This window comes from Prevotella sp. HUN102 (assembly GCF_000688375.1).
Classification (GTDB): domain Bacteria; phylum Bacteroidota; class Bacteroidia; order Bacteroidales; family Bacteroidaceae; genus Prevotella.
Genome location: NZ_JIAF01000004.1, coordinates 264,643 through 285,337 on the forward strand (window position 1 = coordinate 264,643; position 20,695 = coordinate 285,337).

21 protein-coding genes are annotated in these 20,695 nt (G+C 46.5%); 5 read left to right on the top strand and 16 right to left on the bottom strand.

What is annotated here, in order from left to right:
- Window position 1: 1 nt before the first annotated feature.
- Complete coding sequence (gene der / locus P150_RS0105885) at window positions 2-1,315, bottom strand: ribosome biogenesis GTPase Der (RefSeq protein ID WP_028896877.1); 1,314 nt, start codon at window positions 1,313-1,315, stop codon at window positions 2-4.
- A gap of 8 nt (window positions 1,316-1,323) precedes the next feature.
- Between der and P150_RS17525 the strand changes: the two genes are divergently transcribed.
- Window positions 1,324-1,494: a hypothetical protein gene (locus P150_RS17525; RefSeq protein WP_155952952.1), complete on the top strand. Its 171-nt coding sequence runs from the start codon at window positions 1,324-1,326 to the stop codon at window positions 1,492-1,494.
- On the opposite strand, the gene P150_RS0105895 is transcribed toward P150_RS17525, so the two are convergent.
- From P150_RS0105895 to P150_RS0105915, 6 genes are all read right to left on the bottom strand, one after another.
- A complete protein-coding gene (locus P150_RS0105895; protein ID WP_028896878.1) occupies window positions 1,479-1,850 on the bottom strand; it encodes a four helix bundle protein in 372 nt (123 codons plus the stop codon). The two genes, P150_RS17525 and P150_RS0105895, sit on opposite strands and share 16 nt — an antisense overlap.
- Window positions 1,851-1,957: 107 nt before the next feature.
- On the bottom strand, window positions 1,958-2,839 hold the full coding sequence (gene era, locus P150_RS0105900; RefSeq protein ID WP_028896879.1) for a GTPase Era: 882 nt from the start codon (window positions 2,837-2,839) through the stop codon (window positions 1,958-1,960).
- A gap of 105 nt (window positions 2,840-2,944) precedes the next feature.
- A complete protein-coding gene (locus P150_RS0105905) occupies window positions 2,945-3,964 on the bottom strand; it encodes a beta-ketoacyl-ACP synthase III (protein WP_028896880.1) in 1,020 nt (339 codons plus the stop codon).
- A 5-nt stretch (window positions 3,965-3,969) separates the two neighbouring features.
- Window positions 3,970-4,155: a 50S ribosomal protein L32 gene (gene rpmF / locus P150_RS17060; RefSeq protein ID WP_081819285.1), complete on the bottom strand. Its 186-nt coding sequence runs from the start codon at window positions 4,153-4,155 to the stop codon at window positions 3,970-3,972.
- 23 nt (window positions 4,156-4,178) lie between these two features.
- Window positions 4,179-4,700 carry a DUF177 domain-containing protein gene (locus tag P150_RS0105910; RefSeq protein WP_028896881.1) on the bottom strand — a complete coding sequence of 174 codons (522 nt, stop codon included), beginning with the start codon at window positions 4,698-4,700 and terminating at the stop codon, window positions 4,179-4,181.
- A gap of 557 nt (window positions 4,701-5,257) precedes the next feature.
- The gene (locus P150_RS0105915; protein WP_028896882.1) at window positions 5,258-6,421 is read right to left on the bottom strand and encodes a PAS domain-containing sensor histidine kinase; all 1,164 of its coding nucleotides are present in this window, start codon (window positions 6,419-6,421) and stop codon (window positions 5,258-5,260) included.
- A 450-nt stretch (window positions 6,422-6,871) separates the two neighbouring features.
- On the opposite strand from P150_RS0105915, the gene P150_RS0105920 reads away from it, so the two are divergent.
- Entirely contained in the window at window positions 6,872-8,215 is a 1,344-nt protein-coding gene (locus P150_RS0105920; protein ID WP_028896883.1) for a DUF5074 domain-containing protein, read from the top strand.
- A 151-nt stretch (window positions 8,216-8,366) separates the two neighbouring features.
- Complete coding sequence (locus P150_RS0105925; protein ID WP_028896884.1) at window positions 8,367-8,765, top strand: FMN-binding protein; 399 nt, start codon at window positions 8,367-8,369, stop codon at window positions 8,763-8,765.
- A gap of 404 nt (window positions 8,766-9,169) precedes the next feature.
- On the opposite strand, the gene P150_RS0105930 is transcribed toward P150_RS0105925, so the two are convergent.
- The 5 genes from P150_RS0105930 to P150_RS0105955 form a co-directional block, all read right to left on the bottom strand.
- The gene (locus tag P150_RS0105930; RefSeq protein WP_028896885.1) at window positions 9,170-11,194 is read right to left on the bottom strand and encodes a M13 family metallopeptidase; all 2,025 of its coding nucleotides are present in this window, start codon (window positions 11,192-11,194) and stop codon (window positions 9,170-9,172) included.
- 653 nt (window positions 11,195-11,847) lie between these two features.
- The gene (locus tag P150_RS0105940; RefSeq protein ID WP_028896886.1) at window positions 11,848-12,213 is read right to left on the bottom strand and encodes a GntR family transcriptional regulator; all 366 of its coding nucleotides are present in this window, start codon (window positions 12,211-12,213) and stop codon (window positions 11,848-11,850) included.
- Window positions 12,214-12,225: 12 nt separating this feature from the next.
- A complete protein-coding gene (locus tag P150_RS0105945; RefSeq protein ID WP_028896887.1) occupies window positions 12,226-13,029 on the bottom strand; it encodes a hypothetical protein in 804 nt (267 codons plus the stop codon).
- Between the two features lie 78 nt (window positions 13,030-13,107).
- Window positions 13,108-13,827 carry a GIN domain-containing protein gene (locus P150_RS0105950; protein WP_155952954.1) on the bottom strand — a complete coding sequence of 240 codons (720 nt, stop codon included), beginning with the start codon at window positions 13,825-13,827 and terminating at the stop codon, window positions 13,108-13,110.
- Between the two features lie 221 nt (window positions 13,828-14,048).
- Window positions 14,049-14,867 (bottom strand): ATP-binding cassette domain-containing protein, encoded by an 819-nt coding sequence (locus tag P150_RS0105955; RefSeq protein WP_028896889.1) that lies wholly within the window; start codon window positions 14,865-14,867, stop codon window positions 14,049-14,051.
- Window positions 14,868-15,198: 331 nt separating this feature from the next.
- Here P150_RS0105955 and P150_RS17530 point away from each other — a divergent pair, with 331 nt between their 5' ends.
- A complete protein-coding gene (locus tag P150_RS17530; RefSeq protein WP_155952955.1) occupies window positions 15,199-15,351 on the top strand; it encodes a hypothetical protein in 153 nt (50 codons plus the stop codon).
- 146 nt (window positions 15,352-15,497) lie between these two features.
- Here the strand turns inward: P150_RS17530 and P150_RS0105960 are convergent, their stop codons facing one another.
- The 4 genes from P150_RS0105960 to P150_RS0105975 all read right to left on the bottom strand — a co-directional run bounded on the left by P150_RS0105960 (window position 15,498) and on the right by P150_RS0105975 (window position 20,230).
- Window positions 15,498-16,121 (bottom strand): DedA family protein, encoded by a 624-nt coding sequence (locus P150_RS0105960; RefSeq protein WP_028896890.1) that lies wholly within the window; start codon window positions 16,119-16,121, stop codon window positions 15,498-15,500.
- Window positions 16,122-16,155: 34 nt separating this feature from the next.
- On the bottom strand, window positions 16,156-17,607 hold the full coding sequence (locus P150_RS0105965; protein ID WP_028896891.1) for an MATE family efflux transporter: 1,452 nt from the start codon (window positions 17,605-17,607) through the stop codon (window positions 16,156-16,158).
- A 192-nt stretch (window positions 17,608-17,799) separates the two neighbouring features.
- Window positions 17,800-18,495, bottom strand: a complete 696-nt coding sequence (locus P150_RS0105970) for an FKBP-type peptidyl-prolyl cis-trans isomerase (RefSeq protein WP_028896892.1) — start codon at window positions 18,493-18,495, stop codon at window positions 17,800-17,802.
- 190 nt (window positions 18,496-18,685) lie between these two features.
- A complete protein-coding gene (locus tag P150_RS0105975; protein WP_028896893.1) occupies window positions 18,686-20,230 on the bottom strand; it encodes a glycine--tRNA ligase in 1,545 nt (514 codons plus the stop codon).
- 64 nt (window positions 20,231-20,294) lie between these two features.
- Here P150_RS0105975 and P150_RS17535 point away from each other — a divergent pair, with 64 nt between their 5' ends.
- Window positions 20,295-20,513 (top strand): hypothetical protein, encoded by a 219-nt coding sequence (locus P150_RS17535; RefSeq protein WP_155952956.1) that lies wholly within the window; start codon window positions 20,295-20,297, stop codon window positions 20,511-20,513.
- Window positions 20,514-20,695: the final 182 nt, after the last annotated feature.

The window sequence follows — 20,695 nt, forward strand, 5'->3', positions numbered from 1 at the left end:
GTTACTTCTGACGGATGAAAACATTGATGGGACAACCATTCAAATCCCAGTGTGCACGAATCTGATTCTCGAGGAAACGGCGATACTGCTCACGGATGTATTGCGGCAGGTTGGCATAAAACACGAAAGACGGAATCTGGGTGTTGGGCAACTGCGAGCAATACTTAATCTTTATGTACTTACCCTTTACAGATGGAGGGGGCGTTGCTTCGATAATAGGGAGCATCACTTCGTTCAGCTTGGTAGTGCCGATGTGCATCTTACGGTTCGTATATACCTGTTTGGCTATCTCAAGTACCTTGAAGATGCGCTGCTTTGTGAGTGCTGAAGCGAAAATAATGGGGAAGTCTACAAACGGTGCCATACGCTTACGGATGGCTTCTTCGAAGGTCTTGATAACCTTCTGGTCTTTGTCTTCAACCAAATCCCACTTGTTTACCACCACAACGAGGCTCTTGTTGTTGCGCTGAATCAACTGGAAGATGTTCATATCCTGTGCCTCGATACCACGTGTGGCGTCAATCATCAGGATACATACGTCGGAGTTCTCGATGCTGCGGATGGAACGCATCACGGAATAGAACTCAAGGTCTTCCGTTACCTTGTTCTTGCGGCGGATACCTGCCGTATCGACAAGATAGAAGTCGAAACCGAACTTCGTATAACGTGTGTAGATACTATCGCGCGTTGTGCCTGCTATCTCGGTAACGATGTTTCGGTCCTCGCCGATAAAGGCGTTGATGAGACTCGACTTACCGGCATTAGGACGGCCCACAACGGCAAAACGCGGGATTTCTTCCTCCAGTTCTTCCTCGGGAAGGTCTTGCATACGCTCGAGAAGCAGGTCGAGCAGGTCGCCTGTTCCACCACCTGTCTGCGCACTGATACATACTGGGTCGCCCAAACCGAGACGATAAAATTCGGCTGCCTGATAATACTCGCCACTATTATCTACCTTGTTTGCCACAAGGATTACGGGGAGCTTTGAACGACGCAGAATCTGCGCCACGTCTTCATCCCAATCCGTGATGCCGGTATCATTATCGACAAGGAAAAGCACGAAGTCGGCTTCTTCCGTTGCCACCAATACCTGACGGCGGATGGCGTCCTCGAAAATATCATCGGAATTAACAACCCATCCTCCGGTATCGACTACTGAAAATTCGCGGCCATTCCACTGGCACTTGCCATACTGTCGGTCGCGTGTCGTACCTGCCGTGTCGCTCACAATAGCGCGACGGCTTTGGGTCAGACGATTAAAAAGCGTAGATTTACCCACATTCGGGCGTCCTACAATAGCTACTAAATTTGCCATATCACTTTATGAAGTTAAAGAAGTTAAGGAAGTTAAGGGAGTTAAAGGAAGAGAGGGGATCAAAGAAGTTAAGGAAGTTAAGAGGAGACAGAGGACAATACCTGCTTCTCCATAAACATACCTTCACCTTCAACAAACCATCTTCCGTATATCCTAAAGACCTTTACTTCATCGCATGATTATTTATTATACCATTACAATAGGAGTTCAAGAACCTACTTGTCTCCTCTACGGATTCCTGTAAAAGTTCTGTCTCGCCATCATATAAATATTCCAAATCGCGGGAAAGGAGTATGTAATTTCTACATTCCTCCAAACTCCCTTGAGAGATGTTGAAGAACCGGAGTTTATCAGCCTTGCTCAGCTTCTTGTAGCCTTCAGCAATATTTGCAGATATGGACACGGCTGCCCTCTGAAATTGAGAGGACAAGCCATAACGCTCAAAGTCTGGGAAATATCTTGTAACTTTATAGACAAGGAGGACAAAAGCATGCGCCTTCTGCCACGCGATAATATTCTCAAAGCTATATGTCATACGCTCTAAATTTTATAATCGTCTAATCTACATCAAAAAGACTATTGTCCTTTAACTTCCTTAACTCCTCTCTTACTTCTCTTACTCCTTACCACCCAAAAAGAAAATTACTCTGGATTATAACCGAAGTTGCTAAGTTCTTTCTGTGAGTTTCTCCAATCTTTATCAACTTTTACAAAGGTTTCAAGGAATATCTTTTTGCCGAAGAATGTCTCCAGACTCTTTCGCGCTTCCGTGGAAACTTTCTTCAGAGCCTGCCCCTGATGGCCGATGATGATGCCTTTCTGACTGCTCCGTTCCACATAGATTACAACACCGATATGTATCTGCCTGTCATCCTCCTTGAAACGTTCCACCACCACTTCCACCGAATAAGGCACTTCCTTGTCGTAATACCGGAGAATCTTTTCGCGGATTATCTCGGTAACGAAGAACTTTGCCGGCTTGTCCGTCAGTTGGTCTTTGTCGAAATAAGCCGGACTTTCGGGCAGAAGTTCCTGAATGCGTTTCATCAGTACTTCGGTTCCGAACTTGTTCTTGGCTGAAATCGGGAGAATTTCGGCCTTCGGCAGCAGTTCGTGCCACTTCTCCACCAACTGCACGAGTGCGTTCTGGTCGCTTTCGTCGATTTTGTTGATCAGCAGAATAACCGGAATCGACATCTTTGCCACCTTTTCCAGAAAATCAGCGTTTTTCTCCGGATTCTCAATAACATCCGTTACGTAGAGCAGAATATCGGCGTCAGCCAAGGCAGACTCGGAAAAATGAAGCATCATTTCCTGCATCTTATAGTTCGGCTTCAGCACGCCGGGAGTGTCGGAGAACACTATCTGCATATCATCAGTATTCACGATACCCATAATACGATGACGAGTGGTCTGTGCCTTAAACGTAGCAATACTGATTTTCTCGCCAACGAGTTGATTCATCAGCGTACTCTTTCCAACATTTGGATTACCAACGATGTTTACAAATCCGGCTTTATGCATTCTTTTCTCTGGAAGTTATATGGAAGTAATGGTTTTTAAAGTAAAAAAACGCACCTATCTTTATTTTCAAAGAAAGATGCGTTATGAGGATTAATACTTAGAGTTTTATTTCTTTGCCACCGCAGAAGCTCCGTCGTATGCCCATTTACAGAATGAAGCACCGTGAACGAAACCTGCTCCAAATGCCGTGAAGATTACGTTGTCGCCCTTCTTCAGGTTGGCTTCGTAGTCCCACATAGCGAGAGGAATCGTGGCGGCACTTGTGTTGCCGTAATGCTCGATGTTGATAAGCACCTTCTCGAGTTGCAACTCAGCACGCTTTGCCACAGCCTCAATGATGCGAAGATTTGCCTCGTGAGGCACAACCCAGTTCACGTCGTCGTGCGTAAGGTTGTTCATCTTCATAATCTCAGCTACGTCGTTCGCCATACTCGTTACCGCATAGCGGAATACCGTGCGACCTTCCTGATAGAGATAATGCAGACCACGGTCTACGGTAAAGTGGGATGCGGGACAAACAGATCCACCCGCCTTCATGTGAAGGAACGGCAGTCCGACACCGTCGGTACGGAGGAACGAGTTCTGAACGCCCACATTCTCTTCCGTAGTAGCCTCTATCAGCACAGCACCGGCACCGTCTCCGAAGAGAACGCAGGTCTGACGGTCTGTATAGTCTACGAGCGACGACATCTTGTCTGCTCCGATGACGATAATCTTCTTGTAGCGTCCACTCTGAATCATTGTGGCAGCAACGTCTACGGAATAGAGAAATCCACAGCAGGCTGCCTCAAAGTCGAAACCAAACGCATTCTTCAACCCCAGTTTACCGATAACGATAGAAGCAGTTGAAGGAAATTTATAATCTGGAGTAGTTGTAGTGACGATAAGCGCATCGATCGTATCAGGGTCAACGCCAGTCTTCTGTATCAACTGCTTTGCCGCCTTGCGAGCCATATAGCTGGTACCGAGGCCTTCTTCCGTAAGAATACGGCGTTCCTTGATACCCACACGCTCCATAATCCACTCATCACTGGTATCAACCATACGCGACAACTCCTCGTTGTTGAGGATATAGTCGGGCACGTATCCGCCTATACCGGTAATGATTGCGTTTATCTTCTCCATTTGATTTATTCTACGGTCTCCTTAACGATAGCAACCTTACCACGATACTGTCCGCAAGTTGGGCAAACAGTGTGATAAACGTAGTAAGATCCACAGTTAGGGCAAAGTGCCAATGTAGGAGCTACTGCCTTATCGTGAGTTCTTCTCTTGAGTGTACGAGTCTTTGACTGTCTTCTTTTAGGATGTGCCATAATTCTTTTAAACTTTTAATATTTTATTCTTTTAATTTTAATAGAGCTTCCCAGCGCGGATCCATAGCAGCCTCTTCTCCCTCACCGCTTCGGGCGGCAGAGTGCTCTTCGAGAGCTCGTATCATAGCAGAGTTGCATTTTCCAGGTGCATGCACATGCTTGATAGGGATTGCGAGCACTATAAATTCATAGATGAGCCACGTAACATCGAGTATTCCTTCGTTCTCGGCCACCGTTACGCATTCATCGTCTCCGTCTGAGTATTCAATTCCAAACTTAGCATCGAGACGCTGTTCGGTCTCAATCTCCTGCTCCATCGCATCGAGACAAAGGTCGCACGGCACAACAACCGTCCCTTTTTCTCTGAAAGTGAGCGTGAAGAAGTCATTTCCCGTGCGAACAATATCGAGCGATACGTGCACGTTTCCCTCACTCACCTCGGGAGCATTAACTTCCTTAAAGTAAGCATTATCAAGGTTGAACTCAAAGCTCGTCAAGCCTTCTTCCAACCCCTTCAAATCGATTTTAAGGGTTTCCAAGTCCATAATCGGGTTGCAAAGTTACGAATAATTTTCTGATAATTAGCAAATTAAAAGTAAAAAAGTTATATCTCCCTAATTGTTAAGATAACATAAAGGTTCTTTTGACGAACCGTATTCCTCTGCTTCCTCTGCTTTTTCACTCCTGACAGATATATAAATTAAGGTGTAAAAAAACAAACAAAACAACAGACCGACTGCAAACAGACGCTTTTCGTATGACATCAATTTCTATTACCCATCTGCTTATAATTATACAGTAAAATGAACAAGAAATAATTGAAACGCAAACGTGCGAAGATTGTCCGCTAATCTTCGCACGTTTGAGCTGCGTTTTTGCGAAGAATGGAGCGCATTCTTCGCAAAAACAGCAGTTAAAACATAAATAACTATATATCAATCACTTATAAGTTGATATTAATCTCGTATAATTGTATAATTATACCAAGGTATTATGAATGTTATATCAAGATTTTCAAGCAGCTTTCAGCATCGTTCCGGCTCTTGCTCATTTCCGACAACGGAATTGCAATAGGCGAAAAAGCACCACAAAAGAGATTCGGCTATTTCTTCAGTTCTATTCTGAACGTGGTGCCTTTTCCCACCTCCGTGCTCTTTACGAATATTCTCCCGTCGTGATATTCCTCCACAATGCGCTTTGCCAGACTCAATCCCAGTCCCCAACCACGGCTTTTCGTGGTGAATCCGGGACGGAACACATTTCCGATATCTTTCTTTCTGATGCCCTTGCCCGTGTCGCTTACCTCCACGATAGCCTTCGTTTCTGTTTCCTCCACCCGTAAACGAATCTCGCCTGCCTCGCCTCCCATAGCATCAACGGCATTCTTGCACAGATTTTCTATTACCCACTCAAACAGCGAGGCGTTCATCTTCACGATGATGTCATTCTCGGGAAACTCCTTCTTCATCAGAATCTTCTTTGAAGTTCTGCGGTCCATATAGTCTATAACGTGGTCGAGCACCTCATTCAGACTTGAGGGAACCGGCTCGGGAAGCGAACCAATCTTCGAGAATCGGTCGGCTATGAGCTGCAGTCGCCTTACGTCCTTGTCCATCTCGGGCAGAAGGTCGTCATCGGGATAGGTTTCCTTCAGAATCGTCGTCCACGCCATCAGCGACGATATCGGAGTTCCTAATTGATGCGCCGTCTCCTTGCTCAAGCCCACCCATACTTTGTTTTGCTCCGCCCGCTTGGATGTGAGCAGCGCAAAGATGGCTACAACCACAAACAGCATCACGACGCCCAACTGCACGTAAGGATAGAGTGCCAGACGCTTCAGCATCAGCGAATCGTCATAGCACACCTCAATATAGTCTCTGCTGCCCGAAGCGAGCGTAATCCGTATGCTGCGCCCCGAAGACTGAAGCTGCTTTGCCATCTGCGATATATATTTCAGGCTGTCTTCATAGGTTTCTGCACCGATTTTTACATTTCGGAAATCCGTTACCTCCATTCCGTTGTCCAAAACGATAACCGGAATCGTATTGTTTTCGTTCAACACCTTCAGCACCAAAGACAAATCGGTATGCTCATCGGCTTGGCTCAACGACTTCATAGCCTCTGCCCAAACCTCCATTCTCGTCCTCTCCTCCCGTGCCAGATCCTTGGTAAGAATACTGGATACGACCAACGACGCCACGGCAATAATTATTGCCGCCACGACCAAGAGAATCTTTACCTGCCGTATTTTATCCGTCCACTGCATAACTTTCATACTAACGCCGCAAAAGCACGATTATTGTTTCAGCACTTTGTTTGCCCGTTGCCATTTGCAAGTTAATGTCTCTCTAAAATCAGGTAGGAAGAAAGCAATCGTTTTCTTCCTACTTTCATTTTCTGCCCACAATATATGTCTTACGAGCTATTCGCCTTCGTTTAGGAATAACAGATCCACTTCTCAACAAGCTATCTTATACGCCGGCTTCTTTATACACTTTTTTATTTATACAAGACTCTGGCTTATATGTTCTTATATGACGGTAATGCACAGGGCTTATTGCCTGACAGGAAAATATCTCATATATTCTTTGAAATATCTATAATTATTCCCTATCTTTGCATCAACGGCAATAATTACGGCTGCACTAACAGTTTAAAAACTCAGATTGCAAACATTAAAATCTTAATATATTCAAAAACAACTATTGACAGACAAATGAAAAAGATTCTATTTTTCAGCGCATTCGCGCTTTGTGTCGGTATGGCTTCTTGCTCCGACGACGACGATTTGGCACCATCAGCAGGCATTGCAACCAGCAATGGCGGCACAGAAGTAATGCAGTTCGACACACTCACACTTGCTGCCGACGTGAAAAACGTGGCTACCGAAGAAGCCAACAACTATGTTTGGAAAGTGAACGGAACAGAGGTTGGACGTGGAAAAACCTATAAATTTGTGCAGGCAAAAACCGGTACATACGAATTGGAACTGACCGTTACGGATGATGCCGCCGCTACTCCACTCACAACAAAGCAGAAACTCACGGTTACGGGCCGTTTCGGAGAGGGTGCTTTCCTGTTGAATGAAGGCAACTTCGGCAATGAAACCGGTACACTGACCTATATTGACGGAAAGAAAGGAGTAGTGATAGACAGTGCCTATTACAGAGTAAACGGAACTTTGCTCGGAAATGTTTGCCAGAATCTCTTCATTGCCAACGACAAGATGTATATCATCTCGCAGAACGGCGCAAAGAATGGTGGCGAAGGACTGCTTACCATTGCCAATGCAAAGACGCTGGAGAAAATCAGCGTGCTGTCTCCTAAGGAACTGGATGGCAAAATGCCTACACACGTTGCAGTTATCGGCAATAATATCTATGTTCGTGCCAATAACGGAATCCACCTCATTGACAAAAACAATGCTGTCAGCCTCATCGAAGGTACTGAACAGGCGAAAAACTCACCAATGGCTGTTATCGGAAACAAACTGTATGCACAGACAAATGGCAATCAGATTCTCGTAATCGAGGGCAAAGCCGTAGCTTCAACCATCGAAGTTGCAGGTGCAGTCTCAGGAATCGTAAAGGCTCAGGACGGCAACCTTTGGGTTTCAACATTGAACCCCAACACTATCGCAAAGATTAATGCAAGCGACAATAAGCTGATGGATTCCCACGCACTCAAGCAGAACATCACTGCTGGTTGGGGTGCTATTGCAGGCTTCTCCGCAAAGGGTACAAACATCTACTTCTGCGATGCTAGCGACTACGCTAATTCTACAAAAATCTTCAAGCACGACTTTGCTGCAAACACTACAACGGAAATTGGCGAAGTGGCTAAGATCATCACGGATTCAAAGATGTTCTACAACAGTCTGGCCATTGATCCGGAAACGGAAGAGATTTATTTCGCATCCCTGAAAGGTTGGGGACCAGACTATAAGGTAAACAACACTACCATCTTCACATTGAACGGAAATTCAATAGCGAAGAAATACAACTTCGAGGGTGTGAACTCGTTCCCGGCAGGTATCTATTTCGTTGCAAATTTCAAGTAGCCGAAATTCTGAACAACAAAAACAGACGGAGCTATCAGACTTTCTGATTGCTCCGTTTTTCGTATTAAAAAAACATAAACTGCGAACGTCGTATTATACTTTTTGCTACCTTTGCAGCCTAATCAGTAACAATATAACAAACAGAAGGATAATGATAAAGAAACAGTTAGCTGTATGTGCAGCAGTTGCCTTGTTGGCAACAGGACTTGCTTTCGCTTCCGTGGAGCAAGACAAGGTGATGTATAAGCAGGCAGACGGTACCTATGTTGTAAACACTACCAGCTTGGCTTCCAACGTTCGTGGGTTCAAGGGCACTACTCCTTTGGAAGTCTACATCAAGAACAATAAAGTGGTAAAGGTGGTTGCGCTGAAGAATAGGGAAACACCCAAATACTTCTCTATGATAACCTCAAAGATGCTTCCTAAGTATGCAGGTCTGAAGGTTGGAAAGACTGCATCCGTAGACGGAGTTACTGGTGCCACTTTCTCGTCAAAGGCAGTAAAGACCAACGTAGAGGCAGCAGTCAACTACTACAAGAAGCATAAGTAGTATTTAAAGGGATGAGTAGACAAGGGGACAAGTTTACGAGGAGACAAGTTTGTCGGCTAACAAAGAGACGAACTGACGAGGGAATAAGGAATTTTGTTCAGAAATATCCTTGTTGCAGTATTTTTTAACTCCTAAATTCAAATCCCTCTATACAAGATTCAGGGGCTGGAGCAATGAAATAATAGAGTGATAAGAATATTGCCAAATCGAAGAGTTGTCCTTTAATTCCCTTAACCTCCTTAAACTTCCTTAACTCCCAATATGCCCAAACGACGATTGCCGTTCTTATACTTCGGCAATCGTCGTTCTTATACTTTGGTTATCCGCCATTCTTAAAGAACAGCCGATAATCTTGTAAACTCGTCTCCTTGTTTACTCGCCTCTTTGTCAACAGACAACTCTTCCTACCAAATCTGCGCGCGCTGCTTCTTAGGAATAAAGAGCTTTGCACCCTTCTTTATCTTGAACGCATCGTACCAAGAGTCGATATGAGGAAGAGCTGCATTCACACGAGCCTCGCTTGGAGAGTGAGGGTCTACGGTCATAACATACTCAAGATACTCCGGACGGACATTGCACGCCCATACACGAGCCCAAGAAAGGAAGAAACGCTGTTCGGGTGTGAAACCGTCCATAACCTTCAGCGGGTTCTTCTTCATACTGTTCTGCAAAGCACGGAATGCGATGTTCAGACCGCCGTTGTCGCCGATGTTCTCGCCCAATGTGAGCTTTCCGTTCACGAACTTGCCCGGGAGAATCTCCAGCTTGCCGAAGTAGTTTTCCAATACCTTCGTGCGAAGTTCATAGTTCTTCTTGTCGGCAGCCGTCCACCAGTCGCGCTGATTACCAGTCTTGTCGAACTGTGAACCCTGATCGTCGAATCCGTGGCTCATCTCGTGTCCGATTACCGCACCGATACCACCGTAGTTCACGGCATCATCGGCATTCGGATCGAAGAATGGAGGCTGAAGGATGGCGGCAGGGAAGCAGATTTCGTTCGTTGTAGGATTATAGTAAGCATTGATAGTCTGAGGAGTCATACCCCATTCTGTCTTGTCTACGGGCTTGTTTACCTTTCGGCCGATATAGTCCATTGTCATAAACTCGCTCACGCGCTGCATATTCTCGTACAATGAGAGCTTCTCGTCAATCTGAAGTCCGCTGTAATCCTTCCACTTGTCGGGATAGCCAATCTTCACGATGAAGTTGTTGAGCTTGTCGAGTGCCTGCGCCTTGGTCTCCGCGCTCATCCAAGCGTTTTCGGTAATGCTCTGTCCGAGTGCTTCCTGAAGGTTCTTTACCAACTGAACCATACGCTGCTTGCTGCTCTCTGGGAAATACTTCTCTACGTAGAGCTTGCCGACTGCTTCGCCGAACACGCCACTTACCGTGCCAACGGCGCGCTTCCATCGTGGACGGTCCTGCTGAACACCGTTCATCACGCTGCTCAACTTGAAGGCTGCGGCACGGAAATCGTCGCTCAGCTGACCTGTTGCACCAGAGATTACCTTCACTTCTGCATAGGCTTTCAGGTCGTCGAGAGATGTTTCTGCGAGAATCTTCTCTACTTCGTGGATAGGCTCAGGCTGTCCGAGGTCCACTTCCTTGAACATTGGGAATCCGTTCTGAAGGAACACGTTGCCCCAGTCGATGCCCGGGAACTCGCTAACGAGCTGATTGTAGCTCATTTTGTGATAGTTGGCATTGATGTCTCTCAGCTTCACCTGATCGTAGCTTGCCTTTGCAATACGTGTTTCGATTGCCATCACTGCCTGCATCTTCTTTTCAGCCGTTGCCTGATCGTTGCCCACCATTGAGAAGAGCTGCTTCATAAAGTTTTTGTAGGCCTCGCGAATCTTCACGGTCTGCTCGTCGTTATTCAGATAGTAGTCGCGCGTGCCAAGGCCGAGACCGCCCTGTCCGACAGAAACAATGTTCATATCGGCATTGCGCATATCTGCTCCGACGCCGATGCCGAACATCATCGTGCTTTCGCCCATACGGTCGAGCTGCGAGGTTACGATCTGGTATTCGCGAACGTTTCTGATGGCTGCAATCTTGTCGAGCGTAGGCTTGATGGGTGCCCATCCCTCCTTGTTCAGACGGACGCTGTCCATCATCATATTGTAGAGACTGCCGAGCTTCTGGCCGAGCGTTCCCTTTTCCTGTGGATTATTTGCGTATTCGAGAATCAGGTTCTGAATACGGAGCTGATTCTGTTCGTGCAGGTCGGTGAATGCACCGTTCTCCGTGTGTTCTGCATCAAGAGGATGCGTTTTCATCCATCCACCTGCCGCATAGCGGTAGAAATCCTTTCCCGGATCAATGCTGGTGTCCATATTCGCCTTGTCGATACCGGAAGAGAGGGTTTGTGCTCCAACAGAAAGTGAAGCAAGCAGCATTGCTGCCAATAGTGTTCTCTTTTTCATTTTTCTGTGTTTAAAATTATTGTGTTTTGAATGTTATTTCATAATCGAGTGCAATGTTATAAATAAAAATCTATAATTGCAAGAAAATTGAGGAGAAAGTGGATTATTGGGGGGAGTTAAGGAAGAGAATGGGGAGTTAAAGGAGTTAAAGGAGTTAAAGGAGTTAAAGGAGTTAAAGGGAGTTAAAGGACAATAGCTCGAATGACAAACTTATATTTCACATTTCCCTTTTCCCATTCCATTTTTCCCTTTTTCCATTTCCCTTTTCCCATTCCACATTTCCCATTCCACGCGCCTCTTTTTCTATCGTTTCAGAACTCGGAAATGAAGGATTCGCAGAAAGGAATAATAGGCGGGAGGAAAAAGGTACGTACTTTCCGATGAAAAAGTACGTACTTTCTCAGTGAAAAGTACGTACTTTTTGAGCAAAAGGTACGTACTTTTTTGAGGATAGATAGGGCTTCTTTTAGAAAAACTTTGTAAGTCATTACTTATCAAAAAGTTAGCAAAGAAAGAAACGAGGGACGAGAGAACGAGTTTACAAGCAAGTTCCCTCGTCTTAAAATGATTGCAGCGTCGCTTTACCATTATACTCTTGGACAGACGAAAGTAACTTACTTGTCTACTCGTCTCCTCGTTCACTTGTCCACTCGTCACTCCGTCTCCTTCCCCCGCTCGTATTCCTTCACTACTTCCTCTATCTCTATATCCAGCAGACGCATCTGTCGGAACAGCTCGGGAAGCATATCGTGCATAAACTCCTTCTTCCGCTGCGAAAGGATGTTCTTTTTGGCATCGGGAGAAACGAAATAGCCCAGTCCCCGCTTGTTGTAGATGATTTCCTCGCGCGCCAGAAGCTCGTAGGCTTTCACTGCCGTGTTCGTGTTTACCTCCAGCATCACGGCGTATTCGCGCACCGAGGGTATCCGGTCGTCGGCCTTATATGTTCCCGCAATAATCTCGTCGCAGAGGCGGTCGGCCATCTGTTCGTATATTGCCTTGTTGTTGTTGAAATTCATAAGCGCAAAAGTCTAAATGTTCCACCACTTGTTGTTCACAGTCTGCAGTCTCGTGTAGATGCGATAGGCGAAATAATAGGACAGCAGTATTATCGCCAGATTGATTCCCACGAGCAACGCCGTAGAGAAATGTCCTTCGGGCATATAGAACTCATAGCTCGTCTGGGTGTAGATGAAGTAGGCGAAGAGCATCATAGCCACAGCAAAGAGCGTAAAGGACAGGATGAGGAATATAGAGGTCTTCAGCCACGCCGCCTTGTTGAAGAATGCGCCGCCCAGTACATAGAGCGCATTAACGGTCCAAGATATCAGCAGAAACCTGAACAGGACAGGCGCGGGGAAAGACAGGGAGCCGGTATTGCAGATAACTTTGAGCATCGACACGTGTGCTCCCTTGTGGATGAGCATACAGAAGGCCTGCTGCAAGAGGTCGCCTAGAGCGAAGGCTCCCAACAGAACGAGCACGAAAGCAAGCGTTGAGCCCAACAGGCGAGCCGTGAACTTCTCGAGATTCGTTCCCGGAAGCGTCAGTTCGGCTATCCTTTCCTGCTTGTTTTTCAAGTCGCTGATGAAGAATGAGCCACAGAGCAGGAGGAACAATTTGGCGAAATTGTCGAGCAATCCTGCCATCGACACGAACTGTGCCGCGAGCAATTCCTCGCCTATCTCGCCCCAATGGAACGGAGCGCAGCTGAATATCGTCAGTAAAAGGAAGAACGCCAATGCTGCGAAAAAGATCTTCAGATAGTCTTTTCTGCGAACTATATACAGTCTTCGGCACACTTGGCCAAATCTTTTTAAATCGAAACTTTCCATAAGATGTCTGTTTTTAATGTATGGATGTAATTGTTATTTTTCTGAATGTTGCCGTTGTAAGTTCCTTTAGGAGGAGTCTTACTTCGTTCTTACCGTATTATCCTCGATAGAAGAGTTCCCATTGTTCGATGTGCGTGGGGCAAGGCGTGTCGTGCCCGTGAGTTCCACGCTGGAATTGCCCTTCAGGCTCACTTCCACCTCGCCTGCATCCTTGAAGTTTGCATCAAGGTCGGCATTGCCCGTAATGTCGAAAACACCTTTCTCCACGGTCAGCCCCTCAAAGTCGCTCGAAGCGTTGCCTGTGATAGCGAAGCCCAGATACTTCGCTTTCAGGTTCTCCACGTCTATATCGGCGTTGCCCATAATGCTCATCATCAGACTGTCGCTCTGCATATTGCTCATTTCAATGTCCGAATTGCCATACTGCTTCAGTCCGGAAATCGAAGGCATATATACATCTATCTTCGTACCGACTCCATCGTTCGTGAAAATGAGCTTCACGTCTTCCAGTCCCCTGTACTCATCTTCGCTCACATAGAGCGTATTGTCCTTCACGGCCACCTTGACTCTGCTCAGCAGCTTCTCCAATCCGGTAATCTTTACGGCGAAGGTGTCGCTCTGGTGTATGATTATGCTGACATTGCCCTGCACGTCAATGTTTTCAAACGACGATACTTTCACTTCCTTGGTCATCGTCTTTCCGTAATCTGCCCTCTTTCTGAGGCAAGACGTGAATACCAATCCACTAATGAGAACCGACAGGCATACCTTGAATGCCATAGATAAAATATGTTTCATTGCTTTATTCTTTTTTTGTTCTCCCTCTGTCTGCCGCTTTTTCCCTGTCCGATGGAACCCGGTCTGCCGACCGTTGGTTCCAAGGGAGGGATGCGCGTCCTTGTTATATGGCTTCAGCAAGGTGCGGCTTTAAAAGAGAGCATTCTTTGTTTTTAAATCTGTTTCCTTATTGCTCCTGTTCAATCCTCGGGCGCGTTTCCTTCCGCCGGAGCTGGCCGGATTTAGAGTCTGCCCATCGTTGCGGCATTGAAGAGCAGTTCGAGATTGACGGTGGTCGCAGCACTGTCTGCCTTTCGGCGCGCCACGACGGCATTTCCCTGCAAGGAGGGTTCGGCGTAGAGCACCGACTCGTCCATTTCGTCTGCATTGCGGTAGCCGAACTCATATTTCTCCGTGAGCTCTTCTATGGAGGAATCCACCAGCACTTCCGACCCGTTGAGAATGAGCACGTGGTCCAGAAGCTGCTCCACATCGTGAACCTGATGCGTGGAGATAATCAAAGATGAGTCGTCTGCAAGGTTTCCGGCAACCACCTTTCTGAAAAGTGCCTTTGAGGGAATGTCGAGTCCGTTCGTCGGTTCGTCCATCAGGAGGAGCTGGCAGCACGAAGCCATTGCGAAACTCATATACACCTTCTTCTTCTGTCCCATAGAGAGTTCCTTGAAGTTGATGTCTGTGGGCATTTCAAACTCGTTGAGGCACTTGTCCAGAATCTCTTCGCTGAACTGTGGATAGAAATCCTTGTGAATCCTGACGTACTGTCTCAGCGTGAGATTGGGCAGATTATATTCCTCGGGCACGATGTACAGTTCGCGAAGCATTTCAGGACGGCGCATCTTGCTCTCCACTCCGTTTACCGTTACCGTTCCTCTCTTCGGGCGGAGGAGTCCTGAAATGAGGTAGAGCATCGTACTCTTGCCTGTTCCGTTCTTTCCCAACAAGCCGTAGATACGGTTGTCGCTGAACTTGAGGTTGAAGCCTTCGAAGACTTTCTTCTTGCTTCCGGGATAATTGAAATCCAAATTCTTAATCTCTATCATAACCTTTTATATATTCTTGTTATTGATGTTTGTTTAAAATAACTTGTTGTTTTTCGCAACGATCAATTGCTTTTTGCTGCCGAAATCGTTGTTGCTGTGATGATTATATTCATAATATGAAAGTTTAAAAGGTTTTATTTTTAATAATGTTATAGTGCAATGCTTTAATAGTACACTGCAAAGATATATAGTTATTACGTTGTTTGCAAACTTTTGAGCAACTTTTTTTCAAAAAAAGACAATTTTCTCCGTTTTTCCCCTCGTTTTATTCATTTCCACCTTAATATATAGGCAGGCGGGGGATAAACGGACAGATGCACGCAACAAAAGTATGGTATTACAAGTAACCGAAGAATGGAAAACAATCTTCGCAAAAACGCAACGCATTCTTCGCAAGATTGCGCTGCATTCTTCGCAAGAATGGAAAGCGAATTTCTGTCTACTGATTTTCAGCTACTTACAGATTGCTAAACAAGCAACATAGAAAGGCAATACTTCAATGGCTGAAAAGGTTGCCATCCACTCTGTAAACGACACAGAAGGACATAAAAAGTCTGCGCTGCAAAAGCATTGAATGCTTTCGGCAACGCAGACACCGGTATCTGGAAAAAGGAGTTGCTATTTTGTTTCCTATTTGTTCTTCTGAATGAAATGCTTGATTATAAAATAGAGAACCACCAAAGCTACGATGCCCAGAATGGCATATTTAATGTAATCGTTGTATTCTTCTATCTTCACGCCCAACTGTTCCTTCGGCACAACTGAATGGAGATACCATCCGAGACCTGCCAAAACACAGTTCCACAAACCGGAGCCAATGGTGGTGTAGAGCAGAAACTTTCCGAAATTCATCTTTGCCAAACCTGCCGGAATGGAGATTATCTGTCGGATACCGGGTATCAAACGTCCCGTGAGGGTGGCTATAACGCCGTGGTCGTAGAAGTATTTTTCGGCCTTTTCCACCTTCTCCTGATTGAGCAGACACATACGGCCGAACTTGCTGTTGGCAAACTTATACATCACGGGACGTCCCAAGTAATAGGCTGCGACGTAGTTCGTGGACGAACCTGCTACTGCGCCGAGTGTGGCTATGGCGATAACGTAAAACACGTTCAGGTCGCCTGCCGCCGCATTGTAGGCTGCCGGTGCAACAATCAGCTCAGAAGGGAAAGGGATAACCGTTCCCTCAATATACATTCCGAGGAAGATGGTCCAGTAATTAAGCGTATCCAGCAAGGATGAAAACAAATTCATAGTCTATTCTTAATTTATAATTTGATACTAAAATCTATACCTCCACCGGCTCGGGCTGGTGCTCTCCGATGTTCTTCATCCAACTGCCGCGATAGATTCTGATGAGGAACATTATGCCGCGGAAGGTCAGTTCCACCGCCATTGCAAACCATACGCCGGGCAAGCCGTACTGTGTTGAGAGCAACCAAGCGAGGGTAAGGCGCACGCACCACATAGAACCCAGATTGATGAGCGATGGCTTGAATGTGTCTCCGGCACCCACGCAAACGCTGTAAGCCACGATGGACGCGGCAAAGAACGGTTCGGCAAAGGCTTCGATGCGCAGCACCTGAATGCCCAACGCACGGATTTCCTCTACCGGCGAGAGCATTCCGATCATTTCGGGCGCAAAGATATACATCACAACGCCCATCAGTGCCATAACTGCCATACCGAGGATGATGGTTATATGCGCAAAGCTGCGGCAGAGTTCCTTTCGCTTAGCTCCCACGCTCTGTCCTACCAGCGTGGTGGCAGCTTCGCCGATTCCATAGCCGGGCATATAGCAGAGACTTTCAGCCGTAACGGCGAACGAATTGGCGGCGATGGCAAAGTTTCCGAGTGGTGCGACAATCATTGTAGAGATTACCTGCGCACCATTCATCAGCAGATACTGTAAAGCCATCGGTGCACCGATTTTCACGGCGTGGACAATGTAGTCCCACACCCACACGAATTTCTTCGTATCGAGCTTCCAAGCAAGGATGGGACTCCTGAAAATGGCATAATAAACCAACGGTATGGCTGCTGCGGCATACGCCAAGAGCGTTCCCATAGCTGCTCCTTTTACACCCAGTCCGAATCCGAACATTTCAAATTCCAACCCAAACACGCTTATCATACGCGTCGGGAATATCAGAATGAAGTTGAAAATGACGTCGAAGACACACATCATCACGGCTATGAAACTCGGATGACGCATATCGCCGGACACTTTCAGCATTGCCGACGAAAGGTATTCCATCAGATGAATAGGGACTGCAAAGGAAAAAATAAGGAAATAGATGGAGGCGTCCTGCTGAATGTCTGCACCGCCACCCAGCCAACGCGGGAGTGGACTGGCAATCAATCCGGCAACGGCCATCAGAACAAGGCTGAAGCCCAAGCCGAAAATATAGCCGTGCCGCATCACGGAGCGTGCCTTTTCAAAGTCGTTGGCACCGATAAAATGCGCCACCTGTACCGAAAATCCCATACCTCCGGCAGCCACCAATGAGGCAAAGAGCCATGTTGCCGGCTCAACGAGTCCGATGGATGCCGATGCCTCGGCTCCCAACGAGCCTACCATCGACGCATCAATATAGAACATCAGCACAGATGTTACCTGTGCGAGGATAGACGGAATACTCAATTGCACGATGAGATTCAACTTCTCACCTGTCGTCATCGGCTCATTGCCTCTGATCTTCGCTAAAAGTGCGTCGGTTACAGTCTTGCTGAATAACATAGGGTGTCTCCATCCCGTCCCCTTTCAAAGCAAAAGGGTGCGTAAGTGTTTAGTTTTTAAAAGTCTCTCCTCCTTATCACTGCGCTAAATAAAGGAAGAATATGCAATGGAACAATGTTTTCTGATTCATCAACCTGCATCCACGCTGCACATTGCAATCCCCATTCTGACAGGGAGGAGGGACAAATGTCTTTAATTCGGCATTTTCTTGCCTGCCCGGCGATAAGAATGCAGACGCACATCAAATATCAGATTGGAATAAGCGGGAATCTTATCTAATGCCGATGCGCCATAACCCAACTGATAAGGGATGTAAACCGTCCAGTGATCGCCGATGTGCATCTTCTGTATCGCAGTAGAAAAGCCGTCGCCCGATACGGGATTGCTTTCCGAAGCTACGCCGCCAAGAGTTATTTTTCTCGGTCGTGAAGTCTGGGGATTGTAGGTTTCGCTTCCCCAGCTTGCGTCGAACACAAGTCCGGAGGTGTAGGTTACCGATGGAATCAAGCGTCCCTGATAATGCACGAATGCAGTATCGGTGTATAAGGGCGTGCCGGAGCCTGTGCCGTTCTCCAATTTATGTACGATGACATACTGGTCGGGGGAATAGACTGGTGCCTTTCCGTCGCTGCCTTGCTGGTTCTGATAGGAATAATTCAGGATGATTTCCCACGAATTATCGCCTGCTGCGATTTTCCGTTGCGTCTCATTGTAGAGGTTTTTCCAATATGTGTCGTTCTTAGACTGCCAGCCTGAGAACTCTTCCGTTGCTGCATCGTCTTCCGAACAGGAAGCGAACAGGCCTGCACTGAGTATCATTCCAAGCATCAATGTGCCTGAAAGGAACAACCGTTGCAGGTTGGTTGTGATTTTATTGATTGTGTACATAACTGATAGTTTTCAGAAGTGATGAGGAAGTCGATGGTCAGTTTTACTGAAGTAGACTTGTTTCGTTCGTTGAACTTACAGAAAAACTGTCTCGGCATCACGGAAGGAATATTCCCAACAACATCAAGTTGCACGGCTGTTTCCGAATCTCGAGACTTCAAACTCCCCTCAACTTCCTTTTACTTCTAAATTATTTATCCAGCTTCTTCAGGAGAGAAGTAATGGAAACACGGTCTTCTATGATTTCACGGAGCTTTGAAACCGGCACACGTTCCTGAACCATTGTGTCGCGGTAACGCAGGGTTACGGTGTTGTCGGTCAGTGTATCGCCATCTACTGTTACACAGAAAGGAGTACCGATTGCATCCTGACGGCGGTAACGCTTGCCGATGGAATCCTTTGCCTCGATGGTTGTGTTGAAATGGAACTTCAGATCGTTCACTATTTCCTGTGCCTTTTCGGGGAGACCGTCCTTGTTTACCAATGGAAGAACGGCACACTTGACCGGTGCCAATGGTTCGGGGAGCTTCAATACAACACGGCTTGAACCGTTTTCCAACTCTTCTTCCATATAACTGTGGCACATCACGGTAAGGAACATACGGTCCACACCGATGGAGGTCTCGACAACGAACGGAGTATAGCTCTCATTGCGCTCCGGATCGAAGTATTTCACCTGACGGCCGGAGTATTTCTCGTGCTGCGAAAGGTCGAAGTCGGTGCGCGAGTGAATGCCTTCCACTTCCTTGAAACCAAACGGCATGTGGAACTCAATATCGGTAGCGGCGTTCGCATAGTGCGCCAATTTCTCGTGGTCGTGGTAGCGGTAGTTATCATTGCCCATACCGAGAGCCTGATGCCAAGCCAAACGGTACTTCTTCCAATAGTTGAACCACTCCATTTCCGTGCCCGGCTGGCAGAAGAACTGCATTTCCATCTGCTCAAATTCGCGCATACGGAACACGAACTGGCGCGCAACAATCTCGTTACGGAAAGCCTTTCCAATCTGCGCGATACCGAAAGGCAGCTTCATACGACCGGTCTTCTGCACGTTGAGGAAGTTTACGAAGATGCCCTGTGCCGTTTCAGGACGGAGGTAAATCTTGCTTGCAGACTCGGCAGATGCGCCCATTTCGGTGGAGAACATCAGGTTGAACTGACGCACGTCGGTCCAGTTCTTCGTGCCGCTGATAGGGTCTACGATGCCTTCATCGAGAATAATCTGCTTCAATCCTTCGAGGTCTGATGCCTCCATAGCTGCCGCAAAGCGAGCGTGGAGTTCGTCGTATTTCTTCTTGTTCTCGAGAACGCGCGGATTTGTTTCACGGAACTTAGCCTCATCAAAAGCATCGCCGAATTTCTTCGCAGCCTTAGCCACTTCCTTATCCATCTTTTCCTCGTACTTGCCGAGTTGGTCTTCAATCAGCACGTCGGCACGGTAACGCTTCTTTGAATCGCGGTTGTCAATCAAAGGATCGTTGAAAGCATCAACGTGGCCGCTGGCTTTCCAGATTGTAGGATGCATAAATATTGATGAATCGATGCCAACTATATTGTTGTGCAACAATACCATTGACTGCCACCAATACTGTTTGATGTTATTCTTGAGTTCCACACCGTTCTGACCATAGTCATAAACGGCTGCGAGTCCGTCATAAATATCACTACTTGGGAAGACGAAGCCATATTCCTTACAATGACTTACAATCTTTTTGAATACATCCTCTTGTGCCATAATATGTTTTATTAATCCTTATTATTCGAAAATTTGGCACAAAGTTACTGTTTTTTAGTGGAATATGGATAGTAAAAATAGTGAAAGTTTACGAAATGAACACTATGCAAAACTTTATCCGTCGCCCCGCAGCCTCACTCTTCTGAAATACGAAAGAGCTATCCGTTGCTTGAGAATGGGCTGTCTGCGCACGCACATACCGAATAAAATGAAAAAGACGCCGGGTAATTTCGAGACGGCTCGGCATCTTTTCGGCAAAAAATCGGACATATTGGTCTTATAAGTATAAAATAATACCTGTACATTAATCTACCTATCTTCGTTTTTATAAATTGCTGGAAATCAAAGGATAATACAGCCATTCCCAATTTTACGAAGAATGAATTGCATTCTTCGCACAAACGCGTTGCAATCTTGCGAAGAATGAATTGCGTTTATGCGAAGATTGCAACGCAATTCTGCGAT

Coding starts and splice junctions, on each gene's coding strand:
- der (WP_028896877.1), bottom strand. CDS start 1,315: ATGGCAAATTTAGTAGCTATTGTAGGACGCCCGAATGTGGGTAAATCT.
- P150_RS17525 (WP_155952952.1), top strand. CDS start 1,324: ATGAAGTTAAAGAAGTTAAGGAAGTTAAGGGAGTTAAAGGAAGAGAGG.
- P150_RS0105895 (WP_028896878.1), bottom strand. CDS start 1,850: ATGACATATAGCTTTGAGAATATTATCGCGTGGCAGAAGGCGCATGCT.
- era (WP_028896879.1), bottom strand. CDS start 2,839: ATGCATAAAGCCGGATTTGTAAACATCGTTGGTAATCCAAATGTTGGA.
- P150_RS0105905 (WP_028896880.1), bottom strand. CDS start 3,964: ATGGAGAAGATAAACGCAATCATTACCGGTATAGGCGGATACGTGCCC.
- rpmF (WP_081819285.1), bottom strand. CDS start 4,155: ATGGCACATCCTAAAAGAAGACAGTCAAAGACTCGTACACTCAAGAGA.
- P150_RS0105910 (WP_028896881.1), bottom strand. CDS start 4,700: ATGGACTTGGAAACCCTTAAAATCGATTTGAAGGGGTTGGAAGAAGGC.
- P150_RS0105915 (WP_028896882.1), bottom strand. CDS start 6,421: ATGCAGTGGACGGATAAAATACGGCAGGTAAAGATTCTCTTGGTCGTG.
- P150_RS0105920 (WP_028896883.1), top strand. CDS start 6,872: ATGAAAAAGATTCTATTTTTCAGCGCATTCGCGCTTTGTGTCGGTATG.
- P150_RS0105925 (WP_028896884.1), top strand. CDS start 8,367: ATGATAAAGAAACAGTTAGCTGTATGTGCAGCAGTTGCCTTGTTGGCA.
- P150_RS0105930 (WP_028896885.1), bottom strand. CDS start 11,194: ATGAAAAAGAGAACACTATTGGCAGCAATGCTGCTTGCTTCACTTTCT.
- P150_RS0105940 (WP_028896886.1), bottom strand. CDS start 12,213: ATGAATTTCAACAACAACAAGGCAATATACGAACAGATGGCCGACCGC.
- P150_RS0105945 (WP_028896887.1), bottom strand. CDS start 13,029: ATGGAAAGTTTCGATTTAAAAAGATTTGGCCAAGTGTGCCGAAGACTG.
- P150_RS0105950 (WP_155952954.1), bottom strand. CDS start 13,827: ATGAAACATATTTTATCTATGGCATTCAAGGTATGCCTGTCGGTTCTC.
- P150_RS0105955 (WP_028896889.1), bottom strand. CDS start 14,867: ATGATAGAGATTAAGAATTTGGATTTCAATTATCCCGGAAGCAAGAAG.
- P150_RS17530 (WP_155952955.1), top strand. CDS start 15,199: ATGGTATTACAAGTAACCGAAGAATGGAAAACAATCTTCGCAAAAACG.
- P150_RS0105960 (WP_028896890.1), bottom strand. CDS start 16,121: ATGAATTTGTTTTCATCCTTGCTGGATACGCTTAATTACTGGACCATC.
- P150_RS0105965 (WP_028896891.1), bottom strand. CDS start 17,607: ATGTTATTCAGCAAGACTGTAACCGACGCACTTTTAGCGAAGATCAGA.
- P150_RS0105970 (WP_028896892.1), bottom strand. CDS start 18,495: ATGTACACAATCAATAAAATCACAACCAACCTGCAACGGTTGTTCCTT.
- P150_RS0105975 (WP_028896893.1), bottom strand. CDS start 20,230: ATGGCACAAGAGGATGTATTCAAAAAGATTGTAAGTCATTGTAAGGAA.
- P150_RS17535 (WP_155952956.1), top strand. CDS start 20,295: ATGGATAGTAAAAATAGTGAAAGTTTACGAAATGAACACTATGCAAAA.